Below are 23866 nucleotides of genomic sequence, written 5' to 3'. Positions count from 1 at the left end.
CCGCGTACAGCGGCCTTCTCGGTGCGCGGATCGCCCGGGCCGGCCGGGTGCCGGCCGAGGGGGGAACCGAGCCGGCGCAGAACACGCCGGACGAGGTCGCGGCGACGTTGAAGCAGCAACGCCTCCTCCAGTGGGCCATCCCGGCGCTGACCGGCACGATGATCGCGATGGGGGCACAGCAGGGTGAGCAGCAGCGCCCCACCCAGATGTGGAGCGGTATGGCCGGCAAGCTGTCCGGCGTACTGGGCCGCTGACCGCTTGAGCTGACGACCGCCTCCGCCCGCACCTCGGGCGGAGGCGGTTTCCGTTCACCCGGTCAGCGTTCGGCACCCGCCGGCGCGACGGCCGGGTGGTCGCCGCTCGCGGTCACCGAGGTCTCCATCGGGGGAAGCACCGGCTCATCCTTCTGGTCCCCGTCGGGATCCGTCACGGGCTCCGGCCCGTCGGCACTCACGGTGCCCGGCGGCTCGCGATCCGGGGTGGGTTCCCCGTCCGGGTGGCCGACCAGATAGCGGACCGCGGTGTTGACCACCGCGAGCAGCGGGACGGCGACCAGGCCGCCGATGATGCCGGCGACGAGGACACCGGTGGCGATGGAGAGGATGACGGCCAGCGGGTGCAGCGCCACGGCGCGTCCCATGATCACCGGCTGCAAGACGTGGCCCTCCAGCTGCTGCACCGCGATCACGACGCCGAGCACGATGAGCGCCTTGACCGGCCCGACGGTGACCAACGCGACCAGTACGGCCACCGCACCGGTCAGCGTGGCACCGATCACCGGGATGAAGCCACCCAGGAACACCAGCGCCGCCAGTGGCAGCGCGAGCGGGACGCGCAGCACGCCCAGGCCGGTGCCGATGCCGACGGCGTCGACCAACGCCACCAGCACGGTGGCGCGCACATAGGAGACCAGGGTGTGCCAGGAGTAGTGCCCCGCCCGAGCCGCCCGGATGCGGGCACCACTGGGCAGCAACCGGCAGAGGAAGGTCCAGATCTGGCCGCCGTCGCGCAGGTAGAAGAACAGTGTGAACAGCACGAGAAAGAAGCCGGCCACGAGCTCGCCGACGGTGGCGGCGGTGCTCAGTGCGCCCGTGGTGAGCGCGCTCTGGTTGTCGGTGATCGACGTCCTCAGCCGGTCCAGACCGTCGCTGAGCTGGGTCTGGGACAGATGCAGCGGACCCTGCACGAGCCAGTTCTGCACCTCGGCGATACCGTCGCCGACCTGCGCGCTCAGATCGTCGAGTTGTGAGATGAAGGTCTGCACGATCAGCGCGAGACCGCCGACGACCACGAGCAGCGCGGTGAGCAGGACGAGCCCGGCCGCGAGCGAACGGTTCATCCCCCGCTTGCGCAGGGCGGCGGCGACCGGTTCGAACATCGCCGCCAGCAGCAGCGCGACCACGACGGGGATCACCACCACGCGCAGGAGGCTGACCATCCGGATCAGCAGATAGGCGGCCCCGACCAGCAGGATGATCCGCCATGCCCAGGCACCGGCCGTACGCACCCCGCGCGGGAGCCCGTCATCGACGGTCGCAGCGCGCTCCACGAGCGTCACCCGAGTGGTCGCCCCGCCGAGTTCCGGGGCGGCGGTGAACGGCGGGACTATGGGCCCGCGCCGGGCAGCGGCGAGCCGTTCCCGTGCTCGTTGACGAGCGGTGTCGCGCCAGACCATGGACATAGCTCGGCTCCTTGCTTCAGGAGGCACATCCGACCGTCACGACGCGACAGCGGATCAAGGCCGTCCGGACGGGAACACGCCTCGGGAGGGCGCGGACGGCGGGTGCCGTAGGCGAGAAGGGCCGCAAGGGTCCGGACGGCCGCCGCGAGCGCCGGCAAGGCGGCCGCGGCATCGAGCGTTATGCGTGGGGCGTACCCGGAACGGGTTCGGGCACAACGCCCCCCGCCCGCACCGTCCTCGTCACGCAGGCCACCGCGGCGAAGGGCCGGCACCGGACGGGCGTACGGTGGACTTGTCGCTCCGGACTTCGGCGGCCCTATCCGTCAGGAGACCAGACAGATGACCATCTCCAAGGCGGCCGTCATCACCGCCCTCCGCCAGCGCGGCCAGCACTCCAGGGCCGACTTCGTCGACCGGGAACTGCCCGACCGCATCGACACCACTCGCCATGGCGGGCTGCTGGCCACCCTCCACCTGGATCCGTCTGAGTTCGCCGAAGCCGACCGGCCTGACGGAGACGGTTGCCATCGACCCGCATGACCGAGGCGTGGGCGCGGCGGTTTTCCGATCCTCATCACCCCAACAGCGGCGCGCACCACTCTGCCTTCGTGCGACGGAACGGCGTCCCACGAGGCGGCTGTCGCGTGCACCAGCCGCAGTCCCCCGCCCCCGTTCGTCGAGCGCGGCCTCGAGGTCGGCGAGCCTCAGGTCACTCGGGTGCGGGAACCTGCTGACGCAGTCGTGAACCGTCACGTGCAGTTGCGCGCTGCTGCGCGACACGGTGATGACGAAGTCAGTGCCGGTCTGCGACGACCAAAGCTGCTCCTAGGCACCCTGTGGACGGGTATGACAGCATGGCAAGGCTCCCGGTCACGCACTGCAGCAGACTTCACAGATTCAGAGAATGGGCAAGCGGAGCGAGATCCAAGCAATGCGATGAGGTCATTCAATGGTTTGTGGGGGCATCGACCGCGACCGCCTGACTCGTAGCGGTCTCGTCGGGGCCTGATGGAGTCGGTCAGTCGCGCAGGGAGCTCCAGCCGAGCATCCCAGTAAGGTCGTGGAGTCGGTGGCCGACGCTGAGACCTTCGTCGGCGATGTGGCAGGTGTACATGCCGTTGTCGTGGCGGCTGTTGCGCATCTTCAGGACGTTGACGGCCCGGCCGATCTCGGATCGGTGTTCGATGTAGCGGACCGGAACCACGTTGTGGAACAGAAACATCAGTCCGACCAATGGTTCCTCCATCGGCCCGAACGTTCTGGTCTCGCTGGTGACCCACAGGGACGCGCCGGCGGCCCGGACGACGCCGAGCAGGCTGCGCAGGTAGGCAGGGAACCGTTCGGCCTCCCGCGCGGCGTGGACCATCTCGGCCAGATTGTCGATCACGACCCGGGTGATCGCACCGTCGGTGAGACGGTGGCGAATCACCGAGGCCAGGACATCGAGGTCGAGGTCACCTACGGGTACGTGGGAGATCACCAGCTGGTCACCGGCGCGGGCGGCGGCGAAGTCCCACCCGAACGTGCCTGCCATGTCGACCAGCTGATCCATGGTGTCCTGGAAGGTGATGTAGAGGCACCGCTCGCCTCGGGCCAGGCCTTCGGCGACGAAGTTCAGACAGCTGATCGTCTTACCCACCCCGGACGGTCCCAAGACAAGAGTGGCGTCACCGTGCGGTATACCGCCGCCCATCAACGCATCCAGGCCGGGGACGCCCGAAGGGATCCGCTCGCCCTTGGCCGGTACGTCGTGCGGCAGCAACGACTCGACCCGGGGAAACACCTGCAGGCCCTGGGTGGTGATCTGCACCGTGTGCGTGCCGCCGAGATGGTCGGCGGCGCGCATCTTGACCACCCGCAGTCCGCGCCGGTCGACCGGTTCGCGGGACTGATGCGACAGCTGCACGATGCCGTCGGCCAGGGTGAACTCCACTCCTGTCTGCATGTCCTCAGGGGTGTACTCCCCCAGCAGCAGCAACACCGCCCTGCTGTGCGCGACACGGCTGGTCAGGTCGTAGAGCGCCATCCGCAGAGCGTGATCGCCGACGAAGTCGCGCAGCATCTTGCTGCTGTCGATGACCACCAGAACCGGCTCGTCGTCGAGGGCCCTGCGGACCACCTCGTTGATCAGCGGCTCGAGGTCGTTGTCGCCGGTGTCGCGCAGCATGTCACCCAGGTGCACGTACTCGACCTTCGGCCCCAGGGCCGCCGGGTCGAAGAACGCGAAGCCCCGCAGGTGCTCCACCAGTTTGGAGTGGGGCTCCGACAAGGTCGTGTAGTAGACGGCCTTGTTCTCGGCCGTGGCGTTAATGAAACAAATCTGCTGCGCCAGGATGGTCTTACCCGAACCGGGCGGCCCGGCCACGACCACGGCCGAGCCCGGCTGCAGCCCACCGCCGAGGATCAGGTCCAGGTCCGCCAGTCCGGTCGACAGCCACTTCACTTCGTGCCCCGCCCTTGTTGAAGCAGCTCCTCAGCCGCTGCGAGTATCTCGGTGCGCAGGTACGGCTTGGCCAGCGCGGTGTCAGCATCGACCGCCAACTGCCAGTCCCCGCTCACCGAGAGGATCGGAATCGACGTAGTCACCGGGTCGGCCCGCAGCCGACGGATGAGCTCCACGCCACCCATCACCGGCATCATCATGTCCGTCACCACCAGATCCGGCGGCGACTGGTGCACGGAGGCGAGCGCGGCGGCGCCGTCGCCGGCCTCGGTCACCTCGTGACCGGCACGGGTGAAGAACCGCCGCAGGATGAACCGAAGATCCGGCTCGTCATCGACCACCAGAATCCTGCCCACCGCACCCCGTCCGTCCACCAGGCGTCTCCAGTGCCCTGACCAAGACCAGGGTATACCTGGGCAATATTCACCAAAGCCCGCTCGCTCAATCGCGGCCGCGGCGAGCCGTGAAGCTTCTCCAGTAAGCAGTGCGGCGGGGCTTCGCGTGCGACTGGCGGCGCCGCGAAGCACGAGGACGGACCCGACGCGACGGAACGCTTGCGACGAGTCCGCGGCACCGGGTGAGTTGGCCACGCCCGGCCCTGGAAGGTTCAATCTCCGCGGGCCGTCCACCAGTTCTTCGCCCGATGCACCAAGCCCGCCGGCGAAGCTCCGGCCGGCCCCGTGTGACGGTCCTGGCGGTCATTGTCAGCGGGGAAACTCCATGTTCTGAGCGGCCGTCAGCCTTGGGGTGTGCGGTGCGATCGCTTTGGTGGCGTGGTGGCCCAGGCGCATCATCAGGTACGGACAGTCGAGGTCGGGTACGGCGCGTCGCAAGGTTTCGCGGGCACCGGCGTGTTCGATCGGTGCGCTGAAGGGCAGGACCGACACGCCGAGCCCGGCGGCGACGAGTGATCCGGCGGAAAGCGCCTCGCCCGCGTGCAGCCAGTCGACGTCCTGATCACGGCAGCCGTGCAGCACCGCGAAGGTCGCGGCCCGGTCGTGCTCGCCGTGCGCGATGGGCGACCTCAGGTCGTTGAGGGCGCCGGCGATGCGATCACTGCCGGCCCACAGTGCCAGTTCCGCGTGCCACTGTGCGTCGGCCGGTTCGGTGTTGCGGGCGTGGGCGGTCGCCACGGCGAGCTGGAGGATCTGGTCTGGGCGTAGCACCGCGACGCGGACGCGCTGAGCTTCGAAGGCCGCAGTGATGGTCCGCAACTGCGCCGGCTCGACCGGGCCACCGGTGACCGCGCGCGGATCGGTGTGACGCAGCCTGATGGCGCGCGCCAGGCCGGCGGTGTCCGGGCTGACCGGAGCAGACCCGTCGATGTGCAGGCGCGCCAGGTGGGTCGGGTCCGCAGCGTCGGGCCGGCGCGTCACCGTCGCCCGCCAGCCTCGCGCGGCGAGGGTGAGGCGGGCGTGGTGCAGGGCGGCGCCACAGCTGATCGTGGCGAGTCGCCCGTCGGGGTCGGGGAACTCCCGCATTCGATCGTGGTCCACGAACAGGTCCAGCGCGCCGTTGCTCACCCGCCACCGCCACGGCTGCGTGTTGTGCGCCGACGGCGCCCGCCCCGCCGCGGTGACAGCCCGGTAGAAGGCCTCGTTCATGATGCGATGGCTGCCCGGGCGTACCCCGCTGAGCGCGGCCGGCGTCATCGGACTGCCCGCTCCGGCGGCAGGCCGAGCCCGCCTCCCTCACTCTGACAGCCATCCTGATCCCGTCCCGTCTCCGGCCGGCCCGATGCGCCGAATGCTGGTCCGGGTGGCGCCACACGCACGGTGAACGTACCGCCGTCGGCGCAGAGCACCGTCATCATGGACGGGGACTGCCCGGCCAGGTAGCCGAGGGTCACCGTACGGCCGTCCGTGATGATCTCGTGCGGTCGGGCCGCCCAGCCTCCGACGCTCAGCAGCAGCCGTGTCACCGGACCCCGGACGTGTTCGAGGACCGGCACCAGAACGCGCAACTCCGCGTCGAGGTCGGCCGAACTCGGCCACCAGCCCGCGTCGAGAAGCGTGTGACGAAATGCCTTCGGCTCCAGCTGCGCCTGAGGCGGTTCGCAGGCGGCTGCTGAATCAGGCTGGTAGGTCGGTGATGCCATGAGACGTTCCCGTCGTCGGGACCAACGCAGGCGCGGGTCCAGCCCGATGACAGGGGCAAGACGAGGTCCACCGAGGCCGGTGAAGGGCACGGCCTCCGGCAGCTGCCAGGCCGCGCACGCCGGCCGAGGCCGGCACCGATGACGAAGCCATCGGTCACCACTGACTGTACGCGCTCCCGACTCGCAGACACGGACGGTGGAGTTACGCTGGCGGCTCGGCGTCCTGTACGACGCACACTGCGCCCCGCTCCCGGTGCGTGAATGTCGTCGACTGGTCTTCGGCAATCCGACACCCCAGCGTCCAGCACGCCGGCGAGGTCCTCCACAGCGCTGAGGCCCGACCGCGCGATGAGACCTGGCTATTACGCCGCGCAGATTGCCTTCCTCCTGGCCCTCGTGGCTGCCGGCATCACCGTCCTCGTGGTGATCGGGGACTCATGCTGGCAGTAGCTCGTGGCCGGGTACTTCGCGGTGCTCTCCACCCGGTCGACGAACACACCCGTCACCACGCACACCCCAACGACGAGGAGAGGGATCCGGACATCGGCGCGGGTGCCTCATCTTCACCGAACGGCAGGCCCACGCCAGCGGGCCCATTGCGCAGACCTTCCACCGCTACCAGCGCTAGTTGCACACGTGATCTCGACACTGCTGTGCTGTGACGGAACGACGTCGAAGTCAGCCCCTACAACCCCACCTCGGATGGAGCGGCCGTACGCGCGGCCCGGCCGGTGGACACCGCTGGTGACTGACCGAGCGCTCGACCGTTCGCGCCGGCGATGGGTTCCCGGCGGGCCGATGCCTCGTTCATCACCATGGGTGGTTCGTCGTTTTCCACCAGCCGGTCACCGCCCAGCGACGGCACGAGCGCGTCGCGGCCGCATTGGAACCGGCCACACCGGCCTTCCTCCATCAGCAGCGGCAACCGCAGGCACCGGCGTGAGTCTGACCCCGTCAACGTTGCGCAGCCCGCGCGTACCGATGCGATAGCCGCCGGCCAGGCGTTAGTGACTTCCCGTCCCGGGTATGCGGCCGCTCGGCCTGTCACGCGGAGTATGTGGGAGGGGACGACGCATCGCGGGGACACGAGGACCGACGCCGTCCGTCATCTCCGTACGCCCCGGCAGACACGGAGACGCCTCGGGTACATGCCCCGGAACGAACCGCAGCCGGCGGGCCTCCGAGCTCACCCGGAGCAGGGCCTGAGCCACGGTCGGGGTGAGCAGTTCCGCGTCGGACTGCTTCGGCGGACGTCTCGTCGTGCGCCGCCGTCGACTGATCTTCAACACCCTTTGCGGGCGTCCGCAGCACCGCGGCCGTTAGGACTTACTCGTCGAGAATCCGTTCCGACAACGCTTCATCGTCTGCTCTGATGCTGCGTCACCGCTTACGGTTGAACCTGTTGGCCAGTTCACGCAGCTTCCGTTGGGTTTGCGGCTTGGCCATTTCCTGCCGTCCCCGCGTAACTGCACGCCGGCCTCGAGGGCCGGACAGGAATGCCTTGATGTGTTGCGCCATCGATGTCATTTCATGTCTCACTTCTGTCGTTGTCCGTCCTCAGTGCGGTGCCGGACCGGGCCGGCTGTCTGAGATACATCTGCGCGACCCGGCGTGGCGGCGCCGGCTGGCGCCCTGAGCAGCTTGCTGTCTGGTACGTCGCCCGGCCGCGCCGGCGGGTCCGGGGTTAGTTCCGGCAGTCGATATCGGCGAGCAGCGCGGGCGTGTGCTGCCGGTTGTCCGAGGTAGCGGCGGCAGTCATCGCGGTCGCGGCCCAGACCGCAGTGGCCCGCGCAGGCACGACCAACAGGTCGATGCGGTCTCGACCGAAGTCGCAGATCATGGTCAGCAGACCGGCTGGCTGGGAGGTGTACCAGCCCAGGCGAATGGCTCGACCGTCGACGATGAGCTGGCGCTGGTGGGGCAGATCCCACTCGGCTGCGTTCAGCAGCACATGGGTGATCGGTCCTCGAAAGTTGTCCAGTCCTGCGATCAGGGCCGGAAGTTCGGTGCCGGCAGCGCTCGATTGCGGCCACCAACCCCCGTCGAGAAGGGCGGCGCGTGACGACGTCGGTTCCAGCTTCAGTCGTAGCGACGGTGCCGCGTTTGAGGTGCGGGCTTCGGTGATGGGCACGGTAGGTACTTCCTCCCGGTTGGCAGGTCTGGCTCGTCGGACGATTCGGCGAGGACCGCAGACCGCGTGGTCGACTCGCTTGGGCGTTGATGAGCCAAGGGCTTGCGGTTCGGCTACGTCGCACCTCAGCGGCACTGGAAAAGCCTTCGCAATCGAGCGATGCACGCGATCAGCAGGACCAGGGGTCACGTGCGGTCCACGCGGCTTCCGATCGGGTGGACCACCACCGCCGGCAAGTTCGAGGACTGCCGCGGCGGATCGGCTCTCTGGGAGATCCGGCGGCGCACCGGCCGATTCTGTGACGGAGTGCAGAGCAGACTTGGCGTCGCCTGCACGGGAGCCGGTATGGCGCACCTCAGGTGAGATGTCGTCGGTTCCGGGGTATCCATATCGTACGCCCGTTCGGCCCGCTCGAACGAGTTTACGGTCGACCGATATCGCACGGTGAGTCGCTCACCGATCGAAGTTCAGGGGCCACCCGTCACGCCGAAAGGTAGGTTCGGCGAATCGTTCACGAATTTCGAGTTCCTCGGCCCACGAACTGCGATCCAAATCGACGATACGCTGCCAGCAGAAAACCGGCGCGCTGACCGTGGCGCCCCGTCGGAGTCGCATCGGCATCGACCGGCCAACCGGCGGGGTACGCATGTGATCGAAGCCATCGCCGACGTGCGGAGGGTCTACCGGTGCCACGCGACGTCGGAAATCGCGTCGGGGCCGACCCGAACTTCACCCCGCGCTGACGCGTTCGTGGATGCGGTCAGCTTCAGACGTGCGGGAGCTCCAGGGGTGACCGGGGCAGTGGCGGTGAGGATGGCGCGATGTCGTCCTAGCGGGCGCGGGGCGGCCGGTGACCGCCGTTAGCAGCGCCGTCATCAGCATCGAGCCGATGAGGGTACCGGCGGACGCGTCAGGGTCGTTGCGGGCGGTCATGGTGATCGCCATGCCGGTCACCGAGGCTCCGATCAGGGTGTAGGCGCCGACCAGCGTGATATCGGTTTGCGGGTCCACTGCCGTCCGCGCAGGGCGCCGATGCCGACGGCGAGCGCGGCGGGGACGACGATGCCGAGGTCCATGAACTTGACCAGCCAGAACGCGGTGGGACTGGACAGGTACTGCACGGGCGGCCGGGTGGTCGCGCATCGCGTCGGCGAAGCTCGGGAGGTGCAGGCCTACGACGACGAACGCGGCGATGGCCAGCAGCACGATTCCGGCCGTACGGTCGGCGGGAAGGTCTCTCTCTGTCCGGCACGGCAGCGCGTTCAGGTGTCACGCGAGGCTCCTTGGGGCACGGATGCGGTGCGGCGGCGGGCGACCCAGCGGGCCGCTTCGTCGACGCCCCAGACGATGAAGGGGAACGGGGCGATGATCGCGAGCTGGGTGGCGCTGAGGGCGGCCGTACCGAAGATGTGCTGCAGCCACGGGGTGTAGATGACGGCGGCGGTGAAGATCAGTTCGAAGAGGATGCCCCAGAGCAGCAGCGGATTGCGGAACAGTCCGATGGTGAACAGGGAGGCCCGGTCGGTGCGCGCGGCGAACGCGGTACCTATCTGGCAGGCGACGATCCCGGCGAACGTGATCGTGGTGGCCTGCAGGTAGGCCTGGTGCAGCGCGGTGCCGGGCCCGGTGGGATCGCCGAGGTGCCAGCCGGCACGCATGAGGGTGTAGAGGTAGCCGCCCATGACCAGGATCGCGGACACCCCGCCGAGCAGCAGCCATGCGCGGAGCAACAGCCTGCGGTCGATCACTCCGGTGCGGCGGGGCCGGGGCGGGCGGTCCATCAGGCCGGGTTCGGCCGGTTCGCGGCCCAGCGCCAGTGCGGGCAGCGTCTCGGTGCCGAGGTCGATCGCCAGGATCTGCAACACCGTCAGCGGCAGCGGAACTGCCCCGCCGGACAGGGCGAAGATCAGGAACGGGACGACCTCGGGTACGGCGTGGGCGAAGATGTAGAGCACGAACTTGCGAACGTTGGCGAAGACCCGCCGTCCAGCGCTCACGGCGGTGACGATGGTGGCGAAGTTGTCGTCGGTGAGGACCATCGTCGCGGCTTCGCGGGCGACGTCCGTACCGGATCGGCCCATCGCCACCCCGATGTCGGCATGCCGCAGCGCGGGGGCGTCGTTGACGCCGTCGCCGGTCATCGCCACGATGTTCCCGCCGGCGCGCAGCGCTTCGCAGATCCGTAGTTTCGCCTCCGGTGACGCCCGGGCGAAGACGATCTCGTCGTCGCCGCCGACCAGGTGGTCGAGGCCGGCGTCGGTGAGCCGGTCGAGTTCGTCGCCGGCGACGATGCGGCCGCCGGCCCGGCCGATCCCGACCTGGTGGGCGATGGCCGCGGCGGTGGGCCCGTAGTCGCCGGTGATGACGTGGATGCGGATACCGGCTCGGTGGGCGCTGGCGACCGCTTCGGCCACACCGTCCCGGGGCGGGTCGACCATCGCGACCAGACCGAGCAGCGTCAGCCCCGTTTCGGCCTCGCCCCGCCGCACCAGGGCGGGCTCGCCCGGAAGGAGGACCCGGCGGGCGATGGCGAGGACTCGCAGCCCGCTGTCCGCATAGCGGTCGATGGTGTGTTGCAGCTCGCGACGGGTCGGCTCGTCAAGCTCGGTACAGCACGGCAGCACCGTCTCGGGTGCCCCCTTGGTGTGTACGGCCACGACTCCGGCCATCTCGTCGACGCTGGTCATGCGTTTGAGATGAGCGTCGAAGTGGAAGATTTTCCGGCGGCCGGCGTCGCGTGCCGCGGGAGGAACCGCCGCGCCCTGATGCTGGGCCAGGCGCAGCAGGGCCAGTTCGGTGGGATCGCCGCTTCCGGCGGGCTGAGCGTCGGTCGGTGTCTGCGCGCTGGTGCAGGCGGCCGCGGCGGCGGCGAGGATCGCGGCGCGCGGGTCGTCGATCGTGCCGGTGGCGTCCATTTCGGCGCCGGGCAGCCATAGCCGGGTGACGGTCATCCGGTTCTCGGTGAGGGTGCCGGTCTTGTCGGTGCAGATGATGGTGGTCGAGCCGAGGGTCTCCACGGCGGAGAGCCGTTTGACGACGGCGCCCTTGCGGGCGAGTTCCCGGACGCCGACGGCCAGGGCGAGGGTGATGATGGGCAGCAGACCCTCGGGGACATTCGCGACGATCAGGCCGATGGAGAAGTTGATCGCGGCGCTCCACCCGAGCCCGGCCCAGACGCCGATGGGCAGGAACGCCACCCCCACGGCGACGGCGACGACCGCGATGATCCACGTCGCCCGGCGGACCTGGGTCTCCAGCGGACTGGGCTGGGCTTTCCCGCGCTGTGCCAGAGCGGCGATGCGGCCGAGTTCGGTGTGCATCCCGGTGCGGGTCACGACGGTGCTGGCCTCGCCGCCGGTGCAGGTGGTGCCGCTGAACAGCAGGTCATGGGCGTCCAGCAGGGAGCCGGTGACCTCGGCGGGCTCGGCGCTGCGGTCGGCGGGCACCGACTCGCCGGTCAGCGCCGACAGGTCGACGGTGACCGCGCCGCCGATGAGACGGGCATCGGCGCTGACCCGGTCACCTTCGACGATGATCAGGACGTCGCCGGGTACCAGGTCGCGGGCGGGGATCTCCGCCCGTACGCCGTCGCGGATCACCCGGGCGGTCGCGGGCAGGAACGCGGCGAGCGCGTCGACGGCGTGTTCGGCCTGCATCTCCTGGACGAACGCGAAACCGGCGTTGAGCAGGATGACCGCGACCACGGCGACGGCGAGTGCCGGGGTGCCGCCGGCCCAGGCGAGGCCGGCGGCGACCGCGAGCAGGATGGCCAAGGGCTGGGTGAACTGTGACAGCAACTCGCCGGGCCAGCGCCGGCCGGTACGCCGGGCCAGCTCGTTGGGCCCGTACACGATCAACCGCCGGGCGGCTTCCCGCCCGGCCAGCCCGCGCGGTGAGGTGCGCAGGTCACGGAACAGTTCGGCGAGCGGCTCCCGAGCATTCACCTCGGTATCGGCGCTGCCTGCCGCGATGGTGACGGCGCCGGCCGTTTTCGTGGGTGTGGTCATCGTCGGACCCTTCACATACCGGTGATACACGTTGCCGTTGAACCGACAGCCGGCCGCCGGGCCCTGGCCTCATTCGGAATCACGACGGTGGGGCAGACCGCGTGCCGGCCTGCAGCAGGACCTGCGCCGGCGGCCCTTCCCGGACGTGGGTGGTGACGGCCACGGAGTTGTCGTATTCGCCCTGCACCTGTGCCACCGTCTCCGCCAGGACCTGCTCGGCGTGCGGTGGTCTTGGTGCTGACCGGCCATGACGAGCTCCTGACAGTGCGAACCCGCCACTCGTACGGGGCAGGGCCGATGATCACGGTGTGCTGACGGAACGCGGTAGGCGACGGCGTACGCGCTCCGACGGGCGGACCGCGTACGCCGGGCAGGGACTACGTGAGCCAGGTGTTGCGTCGTACGAGTGCAGTCGCCGCCCACCGGCGGCCGAGACCCCACGTGGTTCCGGCGCCCAGCAGCGCCAACAGGATCAGGACCGCGGCGTAGACGAGGTGGTCGTCCATGAACGGGTTGGTCTCGGGCGGTAGCACCGCGGTCCACATCAGGACGGTCAGCAGGGCTCCGGCGGCCGCGGCGATGCGCATGCCGATGCCGAGGATCAGTGCCACGCCGATGCCGAGCAGCGCCGTCATGAACAGCGTGTCGACGGCGGCGTTACCGGCCATCGAGTGGTAGACGCCGGCGAAGGGACCGGTGGCGGCTTTGCCGAGGAACCCCGCGGTGGGACTGCCGCCGTCCAGCCAGGCGTTCGCGGCTGGGGTGCTCCGGCCGAGGCCGAGCAATTTGTCGATAAACGCCCACAGGAAGATCCAGCCCAGGGCGAGGCGGATGCCAGCCAGCAGGTATCGCGTCGCGGTCGCGGTTGTCCCGGTCGCGGACGGTGCACCGTCGGGGATGACCGCGGTGGCGGAGTGGTGCCTCGCACCGCGTTCTGTCCGTTCGGTGGAGGTCATGGGCGGCGACGATTCGTGGTCGTTGGCGATGTTGACCATCGCACTCACATTCCTTCGGGTGTTCATGACACGAGTTCCGCAGCGCGTCGAGCGCAGCCACGGATCGATCGGATTGCGGCGCCACCTGCTCAGGGCGGCAGCCGTGCTCCTGTACGGACTTGGAGCCGTTCGAGACCATCGGCGATGGCGCGAGGATCCACGATCGGTGGGAGGCGTCGACGGCGTCGGTGGGCTCAGCGGCCACCGGGGTCCAGGGCGACAGTTCGACCGTACGCGCATTACGCCAAGTCTGCTGGCAGCCGGTGCCTGATCCCGCCGGCGTCAACAGGCGTAGGGTCAAGGTGTCGCCCTGGACCCCGGTGGCCTGGTATTTGGCCGCTGCGAACGTTCGGTGTCACTTCGCCCGCCGCAGCGATCAGGTGCGTTACGCACCCAAGACTGTTCTCGGGCACGACTATCCGGCTGCGGCCGAAGTCTGGATCTCCCCCATGTGGTACCTGCTGATCGTTCTCGTCGTTCTGTTCCTCCTGGCCTCCCTCGCTGTCAAGGTCGTGAAGCAGTACGAGAAGGGGGTCCTGTTCCGGCTCGGCAGGGTCATCGGGACCCGTCCGGCCGGGCTCACCGTGATCATCCCGTTCGTCGACGTGCTGAACCGGGTGAGCCTGCGGATCGTCACCATGCCGATCCAGTCGCAGGGCATCATCACCCGCGACAACGTCAGCGTCGACGTCTCCGCCGTCGCCTACTTCCGGGTCGTCGACGCCGTCAAGTCGGTCGTCGCGATCGAGAACGTCGGCGCGGCGATCAACCAGATCGCCCAGACCACCCTGCGCAAGGTCGTCGGGCAGCACACCCTCGACGAGACCCTGTCCGAGACCGACCGGATCAACATCGACATCAAGACGATCCTCGACGTCGCCACCGAGGACTGGGGCGTGGAAGTCACCCTGGTCGAGCTCAAGGACATCCAGCTGCCGGAGAGCATGAAACGGGCCATGGCGCGCCAGGCCGAGGCCGAACGCGAGAAGCGCGCGAAGATCATCGCCGCCGAGGGTGAAGCCCTCGCCGCCGACGCGCTCGGTTCCGCCGCCGACATCATGATGGCCCACCCGCTCGCCCTGCAGCTGCGTAACCTGCAGACCCTCGTCGAGCTCGGCGTCGACAAGAACAGCACCGTGGTGTTCCCGGCCCCGCTGATGAGCACCATCGGCGAACTCGGCACCTTCCTCGCCCGGGAGAACAAGGCGGCCGCCACCACCGCGGCCACGACCCCGGTCAACGGCAAGCTACTGCCCACGACGGCCCTCTGATGTCCGGCCTCCTCTGCGTGACGCGGGGTGAGCCGCTGGCAGCCGACGAGCTGCGCCGCGTGGACGCGTACTGGCGGGCGGCGAACTATCTGTCCGTCGGGCAGATCTATCTGATGGGCAACCCGCTGTTGCGCGAGCCGCTGCTGCCGGAGCAGGTCAAGCCGCGGCTGCTCGGGCATTGGGGCACCACCCCCGGCCTGAACTTGATCTACGCCCACCTGTCGCGGATCATCGCGGCCCGCGGCAGGGAGGTCATCTACGTGACCGGGCCGGGCCACGGTGGTCCCGGTCTCGTCGCGAACACCTGGTTGGAAGGTACTTACTCCGAGGTCTACCCGCGGATCTCGCAGGACGTCACCGGCATGCAGCGGCTGTTCACCCAGTTCTCCTTCCCCGGCGGCATCCCGTCGCACGTCGCCCCGGAGACCCCCGGCTCGATCCACGAGGGCGGCGAGCTCGGCTATTCGCTGTCGCACGCCTACGGCGCCGCCCTGGACAACCCGGACCTCGTCGTAGCCTGTGTCATCGGCGACGGTGAGGCCGAGACCGGCCCTCTCGCGGCATCCTGGCATTCCAACAAGTTCCTCGACCCGGTCGGCGACGGCGCCGTCCTGCCGATCCTGCACCTCAACGGCTACAAGATCGCCAACCCGACGGTGCTCGCGCGGATCGGCGATGCCGAGCTCAGCGCACTTCTCGAGGGGTACGGCCACAAGCCCTACCTGGTCGCCGGCGACGACCCCGCCACCGTCCACCAGCTTCTCGCCGCCACCCTCGACACGGTCTTCGACGAGATCACCGAGATCCAGCGGGCCGCCCGCGAGGACGGCGTGACCGACCGACCGCGCTGGCCGATGATCGTGCTGCGTACCCCCAAGGGCTGGACCGGACCCAAGGTCGTCGACGGCTTACAGGTGGAAGGGACCTGGCGCGCCCACCAGGTGCCGCTGACCGCGGCCCGCGACGACCCCGCGCACCTGGACGCCCTGCACACCTGGATGACCTCCTACCGGCCCGAAGAGCTTTTCGACACTGCCGGCGGCCCGCAGTCCTGGATCGTCGACTGGCTGCCCCGCGGTGACCTGCGGATGTCGGCGAACCCGCACGCCAACGGTGGCCGGTACCCCCGCGACCTGGAGTTACCCGCATTCCGCGACTACGCGGTCAAGGCCGGCGAGACCGCGGAGGCGACCCGGGTGCTGGGTGGCTGGCTGCGTGACGTGATGGCCGCGAACGCCGCCTACCGCAACTTCCGGGTGGTCGGGCCGGACGAGACCGAGTCGAACCGGCTCGGCGCGGTCCTCGGCACCACCGGCAAGGCCTGGCAGGCCCGCGTCGACGACGTGGACCAGCACCTGGACCGGCATGGCCGGGTCATGGAGATCCTGTCCGAGACCACCTGCCAGGGCTGGCTGGAGGGCTATCTGCTGACCGGCCGGCACGGCCTGTTCTCCTGCTACGAGGCGTTCGTCCACATCGTCGACTCGATGGTCAACCAGCACGCCAAGTGGCTCAAGACCACCCGGCACCTCGGCTGGCGCAAACCCGTACCGGCACTGAACTACCTGCTCACCTCCCACGTCTGGCGTCAGGACCACAACGGCACCTCCCACCAGGACCCCGGCTTCATCGACCACGTCGTCAACAAGAAGGCCGAGGTCGTCCGGGTCTACCTGCCGCCGGACGCCAACACCCTGCTCTCCGTGGCCGACCACTGCCTGCGCAGCCGCGACTACATCAACGTCATCGTGGCCGGCAAGCAGCCCGCGCCGACCTGGCTGGACATGGACGACGCCGCCCTGCACTGCGCCCGCGGCCTCGGCATCTGGGACTGGGCGAGCAACGACGACGGCAACCCCGACGTCGTCCTGGCCGCCGCCGGCGACGTACCCACCATGGAAATCCTCGCCGCGACCGACCTGCTCCGCCAGCACCTGCCCGACCTCAAGGTGCGGGTGGTCAACGTCGTCGACCTGATGCGCCTGCAACCCACCTCGGAACACCCGCACGGCCTGCCCGAACCCGAGTTCGACGCCATCTTCACCACCGACCGGCCGGTCATCATGGCCTACCACGGCTACCCGTGGCTGATCCACCGCCTGACCTACCGGCGCACCAACCACGACAACCTGCACGTCCGCGGCTACAAGGAAGAAGGCACCACCACCACACCGTTCGACATGCTCGTCGTCAACGACATGGACCGCTTCCACCTCGTCATGGACGTCATCGACCGCGTCCCCGGACTCGCCCGCAAAGCCGCCGTCCTGCGCCAGCACATGGTCGACAAACGCGCCGAACACCGCGCCTACGTCCGGCGCACCGGCGAAGACCTGCCCGAGGTCCGCGACTGGACCTGGCCCACGGTCTGATCCGGCACGGCACGTTCGTCGCTCACTACCGCACGAGGAGACCCACGATGACGTCCACTCTGACATTCGACACCGCGGCCGTGACCCGGGCGCTGACAAATGCCGCCACCGCGGCAAGCCACGCCCCGTCGATCCACAACGCCCAACCGTGGCGGTGGCATGCGCACGACGACCACCTCGACCTGTCCCTCGATGAGAGTCCTGCCCTGGCCGTCGTCGGCCTGGATCGCCGCCTGGCGATCCTGAGCTGCGGCGCCGCGCTGCACCACGCCCTGGTTAGCCTTGCCGCGGACGGCATGCACGCCACCGTGACCCGCCTGCCCCGGCAGGCCCGGTCCGGCCACCTGGCCACCATACGAGTCGACGCCCGGATACCGGTCGAGCCGGCAGCGAGCCGGCACCTGCAGACCATCGCATGGCGGCAAACCGACCGCCACGCCTTGAGCGGCACCCCCGTCGACGCGGACACGCTGCGGTCGATGGCCGCCGCCGCCGAGTCGCAGCAGACGCTGCTGCACGTGCTGCGTCCTCGCCAGGTCCTGGACCTCGCCTCCGCCTCGGATCACACCCGCGGCGACGAGTCCGATGACCAGGCGGAGCTACGGGAGTGGACCGGTGGAACCCGCACCCTCGGTACCGGCAACGCCGATACCGTCATCCCCCGCGGGGCGTCGCCCACGACGGTGCCCGGACGCCCCTTCGGTCGCCCCGGCGACATGGCAATCGCTGACTCCCGCGACCGGACGGCGGTCTTCGCGGTCCTCTACGGCCCCGGCGATGGCAACCTCGACTGGCTCCGCGCCGGCGAGGCCCTGTCCGCGGTGTGGCTCAAGGCCACCGAACTCGGCATCTCCGTGCTGCCGTTCAGCTCCACCACCGAGGTCACCGCCACCCGCGAAACCATCAGGCACCTGCTCTCCGGCCTCGGCCATCCGTACCTCTTCCTGCGGTTCGCGGTCCTCGGACCCGACACCGCCGGCCCACCGAACACACCGCGCCGGCCGACGGGCCAGACCACCGAACATCGGTGACCCGGCACAGACCATCAGGAGCCACCGGCCCGCTGGAACGGACGAGCAGCATGCGCCCACCGATCATCGACCCCGAACGCGGCGCCCCGCCCAGCGGCAGCACCGGCGTCGACACACTGCCACCACCGGCCGGAACGCCCGGCGGGCTCTCCTCGCCCGAGGCGGCGGATCGGTTGGTCCGCGACGGAGGCAACGTGCTTCCGGCCCGGCGCCCACCGCCGCTGTGGCGCCGCGTGGTGTCACAACTGCGTGATCCGCTGGTCCTGGTCCTGCTCGCCGCCGCCGGCTTCACGCTGGCCACCGCCGACTTCACCGACGCGTCAGTCATCCTGTTCGTCATCGTCGTGAACACCACGGTCGGGGTGATCCAGGAGGTCAAAGCCGAGCGGGCGATCTCCGCACTGTCCGCGCTGACCGCACCTGCCGCCCGGGTCGTGCGTGACGGCGGGCAACGCGAGGTACCCGCCGCGGACCTGGTCGTCGGTGACCTGCTCGTCCTCGCCGAGGGTGACATCGTGCCCGCCGACGCCCACGTCGTCGAGGCCAGCGCCCTGCTGATCGACGAGGCGGCGCTGACCGGTGAGTCCGCGCCGGTCGACAAATCCGCCGCCCTGGACGGCCCTGCGGCGGACGTGTCCGCAGGAACCGTCGTAGTCCGCGGGCGCGGGCACGCCGTCGTCACCGCGACTGGCGCGGCCAGTGCCATGGGCCGCATCGCCGCGATGATGTCGACCGCCCCTGCCATGACACCCCTGCAGCGCCGCCTGGCCGGCGTGGGCCGATTGCTCGCCGCCGGTGCCCTGGTGCTGTGCGCCGTCGTCCTGGCCCTCGGAGTGTTCCGCGGCCAGCCGCGACAGCTGATGATCGTAACCGCGATCACCCTGGTCGTCGCGGCCGTACCCGAGTCCCTGCCGGCCGTCGTCACGCTCAGCCTCGCGCTCGGCGCCCGCCGGATGACCGCCCGGCACGCCGTCATCCGACGCCTGCCCGCGGTCGAGACCCTTGGCTCGGTCACCGTCCTGGCCACCGACAAGACTGGCACTCTCACCGAAGGTCAGATGGTCCTGCGACAGTTGTGGACCCCGGCCGGGGATGCCGTCGTCGCCGGGTCCGGGTACGCGCCGCACGGTGACATCCGCCGCGACGGCACGGTCGTGGCAGATGGTGACGTCCCGGACCTGTCGCGGCTGTTGCAGGCCGTCGTGTTGTGCAACGACGGCGCCCTGCATCCACCTGACGACGACAACCAGGACTGGCTGCCGGTCGGTGACCCCACCGAGGCCGCCCTGCTCGCCGCCGCCGGGAAACTCGGTATCGACCGCGAGACCCTGCTGGCCCGATCGCCTCGCATCGGTGAGGAACCGTTCGACAGCGTCCGCAAACGCATGTCGACCACCCATCAGCTCCCCGGCGGCGCGACCCGGATCGTCTGCAAGGGCGCACCCGAAGCCATCCTGCAACCGGCGGTCCTCGCCGACCCCGCGGAGCTGATCGACCTGGCAGCAGCCCGCGCCGACGCGCTCGCCGGCGACGGCTACCGGGTCCTCGCCGTGGCCCAGGCCGACCATGCGGCCTCCACCGCCGCGAGCGCCGCGGAGCGGGGTCTGAGCCTGCTCGGCCTCGTCGCGATCCTCGACCCGCCCAGGGACTCAGCCGCCGCGACCATCGCCGCATGCCAACGCGCGGGCATCACCCCGGTCCTGATCACCGGCGATCACCCGGCCACCGCCGGCGCGATCGCCGTCGAACTCGGCATCATCGACACCGGCGACGATGTGGTCGACTGCCGCACCGCCGAGCCCGGCGCACGCGCTGGACACGGCGCGCGAGTCTTCGCCCGGGCAACCCCGCAGCAGAAGGTCGCCATCATCGACGCCCTACGCGCCGCCGGGCAGGTCGTCGCGATGACCGGCGACGGCGTCAACGACGGCCCCGCCCTGCACCGCGCCGACATCGGCGTCGCCATGGGAAAACGAGGCACCGAAGTCGCCCGCCAAGCCGCCGACCTGGTCCTGGCCGACGACGAACTCGCCACCGTCGTCGCCGCCGCCGAGGAAGGCCGCCGCGTCTACGCCAACATCCGCCGATTCCTGCTGTACGCCCTGTCCGGCGGCGCCGCAGAGATCGCCGTGATGCTCGCCGGGCCGTTCGCCGGTCTCGCGCTGCCTCTGCTGCCCGCGCAGATCCTCTGGATCAACCTGATCACCCATGGGCTGCCGGGACTCGCCCTGGGCAGCGAACCCGTCGACCCCGACGTCATGGACAAGCCGCCGCGGCCACCGTCCGAGACCATCCTCGGCGCCGGACTCTGGCAACGCATCGTGCGCGTCGGCACGGTCATCGCCGCGGTCACCATCGGCGTCGGCTTCTGGGCCCACGCCACCGACCGCCCATGGCAGACCCTGACCTTCCTCGCCCTCGGCGTCACCCAGCTCGCCGTCGCGCTGGGCTCCCGGGCCCGGCCCGGCACCCGGGCCAACCCGATGCTGCTCGCCGCCGTCGGCGCCGCACTCGCCCTGCAACTCGCCGGCATCTACCTACCGCCCCTGCAATCTCTGCTGGGCACCCAGCCGCTGGCGATCACCGACCTGCTCATCGTCACCGCCGTGGCGAGTCTCGGCTATGCCGCGATCCGCCTCGACCGGCACGTGCACACCACCGAACGCCCGCCACCCGCAGCATGACCACGCCCCGCACGGCCAACCGGGTCGCACAGCTTCAACACAGCACAGGAGACACCCATGGCCGGGGCTTGACATGCATCCTGCGCGGGCGAGTCGTTGCCGAGCTTGGGGATCTGCAGGTGGCTGAGATCAGCGGTACGCGCATCTCGATCCGTGGAAGGCGGCTGGGTGGCCGACACGTTCGCGGCCCCGGCTCGGTAAGCGGAACCAGGCCAGCACACGGTGCCGGCGTGCTGGACCGGCGTGGTGCGGCATCCTTCTGGTAGCCCGCGCCACGGGCGCCCTAGCGGCGCTGGCATCGCACAGGTCTCCAGCAACTTCCGTATCGCGCCAGCGGGGTACAGAAATCGGCGGGTTCAAGCGAGGGAACATACAAGGCGGTGCGGATCGCCCTACCTGCGCACTTCCGGGGCGGCGCACCAGAAGCTTCTCAGCTACCCGGCTGACGGATTGCGGCGCCCGGATCGGTGCTCTGCTCAAGGGCCGTCCACCACTCCTCCAGCTCATCGACCCGGCTCTGGAGTGCGGCGTTCGCCGCCCGGGCCGTCGCCAGTTCCTCGGTCAGCGCACCGATCGGCCCGGAGGCGGTCAGGGCGTCGAGCCAGCCCGCGACCAGCCGATCCTCAGCGGCGACCCGGCGGAGCGCGGAGGCCACCACCTCCGGTGACAACTCAGCCACGAACTCTCTCGGGAGCGTGAGCAGGCGAGCGACCTCGCCGAGGCTCCGCGCGGCGCTCATCTGGCGCCGAAGGCGCTCGGCGGACGGCACCGCCGGTTCGGCCGGTGTCGCAGCCACGATCGGCTTGGCGGGAGAAGCAGCGGGCTTCGACGCAGGCGCGGGCGTAGGTGCCGGCTCCGGGTCAGGCTCGGCCTCTGACGGGAGTTCGGGAAGGTCGTCCCCCACCCAGGCGTAGGCCAGAGTGTCGCCCTTCTGCCGCCGGACGACATTTGGCCACTTGGGCAGAACCGCCAGCGCGCGGGGCCCGTGCCGGGCCCACGTCTCGTTCCGGAGACCGAGCTCGGCCAGACGCTCCCGGATCTCTCGCACCTTCAGCGGGACCGACGACTCGGCCAACAGGTGGAGAACCACCGCGAGGGGCTCTTGGGCGAAGACGGCGTGGAACAGCCGGGAGTCGGACAGAGCCAGGAAACGCAGCGAACCCCTCGTCGCGACGTGAACGCCGGCGCCCCGTGGGACAAGCTCTTCCTCATCGGTGTCATCCCACTTGACCTGATAGTTTGTCCCGTCATCCGCGAGGATCGATCCGGCTCGGGTACGACGTACGCCGAACGAATCGGACACCCGGACAAGACCCTGATCTGCGCTCACGAATGCGACTGTAATGGTTGTCGTCGCGGCCGGGGCGCCGGCCGGAGTCAGCCGATCCTGGCCAGGCTCATCGGCCGTGTGCGCCCAGCGCCGGCTTGGTGGAACAACTCTGAGGGGAGACGGGCGCGCTTGCCGGCCGCTCGTCCGGACAGATCGGTGAGCTTGCCACTCGGTTCGAGGTCGAGCGTGAACGTGTGCCCGTCCCGGGGCTTCCTGGACGCGCTGCTGGCACGGATGGGCATGGAGACCCGCCAGAGGCAGTACGAAACGTTCAGCGCTGGCCGCGTGGACTCAGCCGCCGGCCGGACCCGTTAGACGCGTTCGCCGATGCCGAGTCGCGCGTGGACTTGCTGGGCTCGTTCCGCGGCCGCGCTGGCACCATAACGGCGTGGCATCTCTTCCGAGGACCGCCCCATCAGCAGCATCAAGTCGCCGGTATCGCCGCCGGCCAGCTTCCATTCATGGGCGAAGCTGTGCCGCCACCGCTGTGCGTGGACATGCTCGACCCCAGCTCTGTTCCCCAGTTCCCGGAGCCGGATCTTGATGCCGTTCGGCTTCAGCGGCCGGGCGCCCTTCGCGGCGATCCACAACTGGTCGATGCCAATCAAGCCCGGGCGTCGGCTGCGGGCGCGCACATACCGGCGCAGAGCACCCGCAGTTCTGGCCCCGAACCGCACCTGGCGTTGTTTGCCGCCCTTACCCGTCAGGACGACCGAGTTATTGTCAAGATCAACGTCAGGCACCAGGAGATCGCCGATTTCAGCCAGCCGGCCGCCAATGTTGTAGAACATCCTGACCAGCGCCTGGTCACGCAGCTGCACGAAGCCGCGCCCCTCACAGACCTCGAGAATGCGTCGCGTTTCCTCATCGCTGAGGACCTCAACGAGCTCCTGCACCGCTGTCGGCTGCGGCACCCCGTCCATCGGCGACCGCTCAACTTCGCCCTCGATGACAAGCCAGCGGAAAAACTGCTGCAACGCCTTGTACTTGTTCAACCCCGTCCCCGCCGAGCGCTCCTCGATCACCGCCGCTTGAAACGCTGTCACCTGCCGGCTGTCCACCAGGCTCGGATCACAAGCACCGCCTATCTCCGGCATCCGCTCGCCCCGATACTCGGCCAGCTGCGAAGCAGCAAGCACATAGTTGTACCGAGTGGTCTCCGGATGATTCCCGGCGCGCAACGATCGGTCCTAGTCTCTCAGCAACACCGCCCAGGCCTGACTCTGAACACCAGCCAGGAGATTATCGATCTTCAATGTCATCTCCCTGGTCAAGGAGTCGCTGCCCGGCACCGCATCTGTCCGAGTCAAGGAGTCGTGCAGCGGGGTGCTCACGTCCAGCAGCCAAAAATCCGGTCCGCGACCCCGGCTCACGAGTAAAGGGTGGTGCCGCCGGGTCAACGGCCACAAGGGGCAACACCCGAACGGCCTACACGGCCCGCTGACCTGCAGCGATACACAGCGGAGCCTCGAAGACCCATTCGATCATCAACGGCGAAGGCAGCCAAGTAAAGGAGTCCGCGAAAACGACCGCCCGGCCCATCAGATTGGCCTTGAGCTGCGGAAACATCTTCCGGAATGCTCTTCAATCCGCTCGCGCGGATGCCGAGTAAAGGGCTCCACGGACCTTTGGAATCAATCAGCGTGAATAAAAAGAACGCCTCCGCAGGATTCTGACCTGCGAAGACGTTCTAAAAGTCGGGCTGACAGGATTTGAACCTGCGACCCCTTGACCCCCAGGACATGAAAGGTCCAGCGACGTGCTAGCAAACGTTTTACCAGGTCGCTGACAAGTATACCCGGCCGAGTAAAGGTGTGGCTGCC

At 69.3% G+C, this 23866-nt stretch carries 17 protein-coding genes and 1 pseudogene; 6 read left to right on the top strand and 12 right to left on the bottom strand.

Going from position 1 to position 23866, the window contains the following annotated elements; all coding sequences use genetic code 11:
* Positions 1 to 254 (top strand): annotated as a pseudogene (locus tag IT780_RS41095) (hypothetical protein); the annotation flags it as partial.
* Positions 255 to 316: 62 nt separating this feature from the next.
* On the opposite strand, the gene IT780_RS41090 reads toward IT780_RS41095, so the two are convergent.
* Positions 317 to 1681, bottom strand: a complete 1365-nt coding sequence (locus tag IT780_RS41090) for an AI-2E family transporter (RefSeq protein ID WP_233414366.1) — start codon at positions 1679 to 1681, stop codon at positions 317 to 319.
* A gap of 339 nt (positions 1682 to 2020) precedes the next feature.
* On the opposite strand from IT780_RS41090, the gene IT780_RS41085 reads away from it, so the two are divergent.
* A complete protein-coding gene (locus IT780_RS41085; protein WP_199517324.1) occupies positions 2021 to 2221 on the top strand; it encodes a hypothetical protein in 201 nt (66 codons plus the stop codon).
* A gap of 478 nt (positions 2222 to 2699) precedes the next feature.
* Here IT780_RS41085 and IT780_RS41080 read toward each other — a convergent pair whose 3' ends face one another.
* From IT780_RS41080 to IT780_RS41040, 9 genes are all read right to left on the bottom strand, one after another.
* The gene (locus IT780_RS41080; protein ID WP_199517323.1) at positions 2700 to 4124 is read right to left on the bottom strand and encodes a DUF7125 family protein; all 1425 of its coding nucleotides are present in this window, start codon (positions 4122 to 4124) and stop codon (positions 2700 to 2702) included.
* Entirely contained in the window at positions 4121 to 4480 is a 360-nt protein-coding gene (locus IT780_RS41075) for a response regulator (RefSeq protein WP_199517322.1), read from the bottom strand. The genes IT780_RS41080 and IT780_RS41075 overlap by 4 nt, the downstream gene beginning before the upstream one ends.
* Positions 4481 to 4828: 348 nt before the next feature.
* Complete coding sequence (locus IT780_RS41070) at positions 4829 to 5776, bottom strand: nitroreductase family protein (protein ID WP_233414365.1); 948 nt, start codon at positions 5774 to 5776, stop codon at positions 4829 to 4831.
* Positions 5773 to 6222 (bottom strand): DUF5994 family protein, encoded by a 450-nt coding sequence (locus IT780_RS41065; protein ID WP_199517321.1) that lies wholly within the window; start codon positions 6220 to 6222, stop codon positions 5773 to 5775. Before IT780_RS41065 ends, IT780_RS41070 begins: the two co-directional genes overlap by 4 nt.
* Before the next feature lie 685 nt (positions 6223 to 6907).
* Complete coding sequence (locus tag IT780_RS41060; RefSeq protein WP_199517320.1) at positions 6908 to 7147, bottom strand: hypothetical protein; 240 nt, start codon at positions 7145 to 7147, stop codon at positions 6908 to 6910.
* A gap of 759 nt (positions 7148 to 7906) precedes the next feature.
* Entirely contained in the window at positions 7907 to 8353 is a 447-nt protein-coding gene (locus IT780_RS41055) for a DUF5994 family protein (protein WP_199517319.1), read from the bottom strand.
* Positions 8354 to 9318: 965 nt separating this feature from the next.
* Entirely contained in the window at positions 9319 to 9474 is a 156-nt protein-coding gene (locus tag IT780_RS41050; RefSeq protein ID WP_199517318.1) for a hypothetical protein, read from the bottom strand.
* 141 nt (positions 9475 to 9615) lie between these two features.
* Entirely contained in the window at positions 9616 to 12360 is a 2745-nt protein-coding gene (locus tag IT780_RS41045; RefSeq protein WP_199517317.1) for a cation-translocating P-type ATPase, read from the bottom strand.
* A 377-nt stretch (positions 12361 to 12737) separates the two neighbouring features.
* The gene (locus IT780_RS41040) at positions 12738 to 13316 is read right to left on the bottom strand and encodes a hypothetical protein (protein WP_199517325.1); all 579 of its coding nucleotides are present in this window, start codon (positions 13314 to 13316) and stop codon (positions 12738 to 12740) included.
* A 488-nt stretch (positions 13317 to 13804) separates the two neighbouring features.
* Between IT780_RS41040 and IT780_RS41035 the strand changes: the two genes are divergently transcribed.
* From IT780_RS41035 to IT780_RS41020, 4 genes are read left to right on the top strand one after another with little or no spacing between them, the layout of a single operon-like run.
* Positions 13805 to 14626, top strand: a complete 822-nt coding sequence (locus IT780_RS41035; protein ID WP_199517316.1) for a slipin family protein — start codon at positions 13805 to 13807, stop codon at positions 14624 to 14626.
* Positions 14626 to 16998, top strand: a complete 2373-nt coding sequence (locus tag IT780_RS41030; RefSeq protein ID WP_199517315.1) for a phosphoketolase family protein — start codon at positions 14626 to 14628, stop codon at positions 16996 to 16998. Before IT780_RS41035 ends, IT780_RS41030 begins: the two co-directional genes overlap by 1 nt.
* Positions 16999 to 17045: 47 nt before the next feature.
* Entirely contained in the window at positions 17046 to 18029 is a 984-nt protein-coding gene (locus IT780_RS41025; protein WP_199517314.1) for an Acg family FMN-binding oxidoreductase, read from the top strand.
* A 50-nt stretch (positions 18030 to 18079) separates the two neighbouring features.
* Positions 18080 to 20713 carry a cation-translocating P-type ATPase gene (locus IT780_RS41020; protein WP_199517313.1) on the top strand — a complete coding sequence of 878 codons (2634 nt, stop codon included), beginning with the start codon at positions 18080 to 18082 and terminating at the stop codon, positions 20711 to 20713.
* A gap of 430 nt (positions 20714 to 21143) precedes the next feature.
* Here the strand turns inward: IT780_RS41020 and IT780_RS41015 are convergent, their stop codons facing one another.
* Both IT780_RS41015 and IT780_RS41010 read right to left on the bottom strand, forming a co-directional pair.
* Positions 21144 to 22043: a hypothetical protein gene (locus IT780_RS41015; RefSeq protein WP_199517312.1), complete on the bottom strand. Its 900-nt coding sequence runs from the start codon at positions 22041 to 22043 to the stop codon at positions 21144 to 21146.
* A gap of 311 nt (positions 22044 to 22354) precedes the next feature.
* Positions 22355 to 23224: a tyrosine-type recombinase/integrase gene (locus tag IT780_RS41010; RefSeq protein ID WP_233414363.1), complete on the bottom strand. Its 870-nt coding sequence runs from the start codon at positions 23222 to 23224 to the stop codon at positions 22355 to 22357.
* Positions 23225 to 23866: the final 642 nt, after the last annotated feature.

This window comes from Nucisporomicrobium flavum, from assembly GCF_016464385.1.
Lineage (GTDB): Bacteria > Actinomycetota > Actinomycetes > Mycobacteriales > Micromonosporaceae > Actinoplanes > Actinoplanes flavus_A.
The sequence above is the reverse complement of the archived record's forward strand: the minus strand, read 5'-3'. Positions and strand labels throughout refer to the sequence as shown.

Excerpts from the sequence above, each read along its gene's own strand:
- IT780_RS41090 (WP_233414366.1), bottom strand. The coding sequence starts at position 1,681 with ATGTCCATGGTCTGGCGCGACACCGCTCGTCAACGAGCACGGGAACGG.
- IT780_RS41085 (WP_199517324.1), top strand. The coding sequence starts at position 2,021 with ATGACCATCTCCAAGGCGGCCGTCATCACCGCCCTCCGCCAGCGCGGC.
- IT780_RS41070 (WP_233414365.1), bottom strand. The coding sequence starts at position 5,776 with ATGACGCCGGCCGCGCTCAGCGGGGTACGCCCGGGCAGCCATCGCATC.
- IT780_RS41065 (WP_199517321.1), bottom strand. The coding sequence starts at position 6,222 with ATGGCATCACCGACCTACCAGCCTGATTCAGCAGCCGCCTGCGAACCG.
- IT780_RS41045 (WP_199517317.1), bottom strand. The coding sequence starts at position 12,360 with ATGACCACACCCACGAAAACGGCCGGCGCCGTCACCATCGCGGCAGGC.
- IT780_RS41040 (WP_199517325.1), bottom strand. The coding sequence starts at position 13,316 with ATGACCTCCACCGAACGGACAGAACGCGGTGCGAGGCACCACTCCGCC.
- IT780_RS41035 (WP_199517316.1), top strand. The coding sequence starts at position 13,805 with ATGTGGTACCTGCTGATCGTTCTCGTCGTTCTGTTCCTCCTGGCCTCC.
- IT780_RS41030 (WP_199517315.1), top strand. The coding sequence starts at position 14,626 with ATGTCCGGCCTCCTCTGCGTGACGCGGGGTGAGCCGCTGGCAGCCGAC.
- IT780_RS41025 (WP_199517314.1), top strand. The coding sequence starts at position 17,046 with ATGACGTCCACTCTGACATTCGACACCGCGGCCGTGACCCGGGCGCTG.
- IT780_RS41020 (WP_199517313.1), top strand. The coding sequence starts at position 18,080 with ATGCGCCCACCGATCATCGACCCCGAACGCGGCGCCCCGCCCAGCGGC.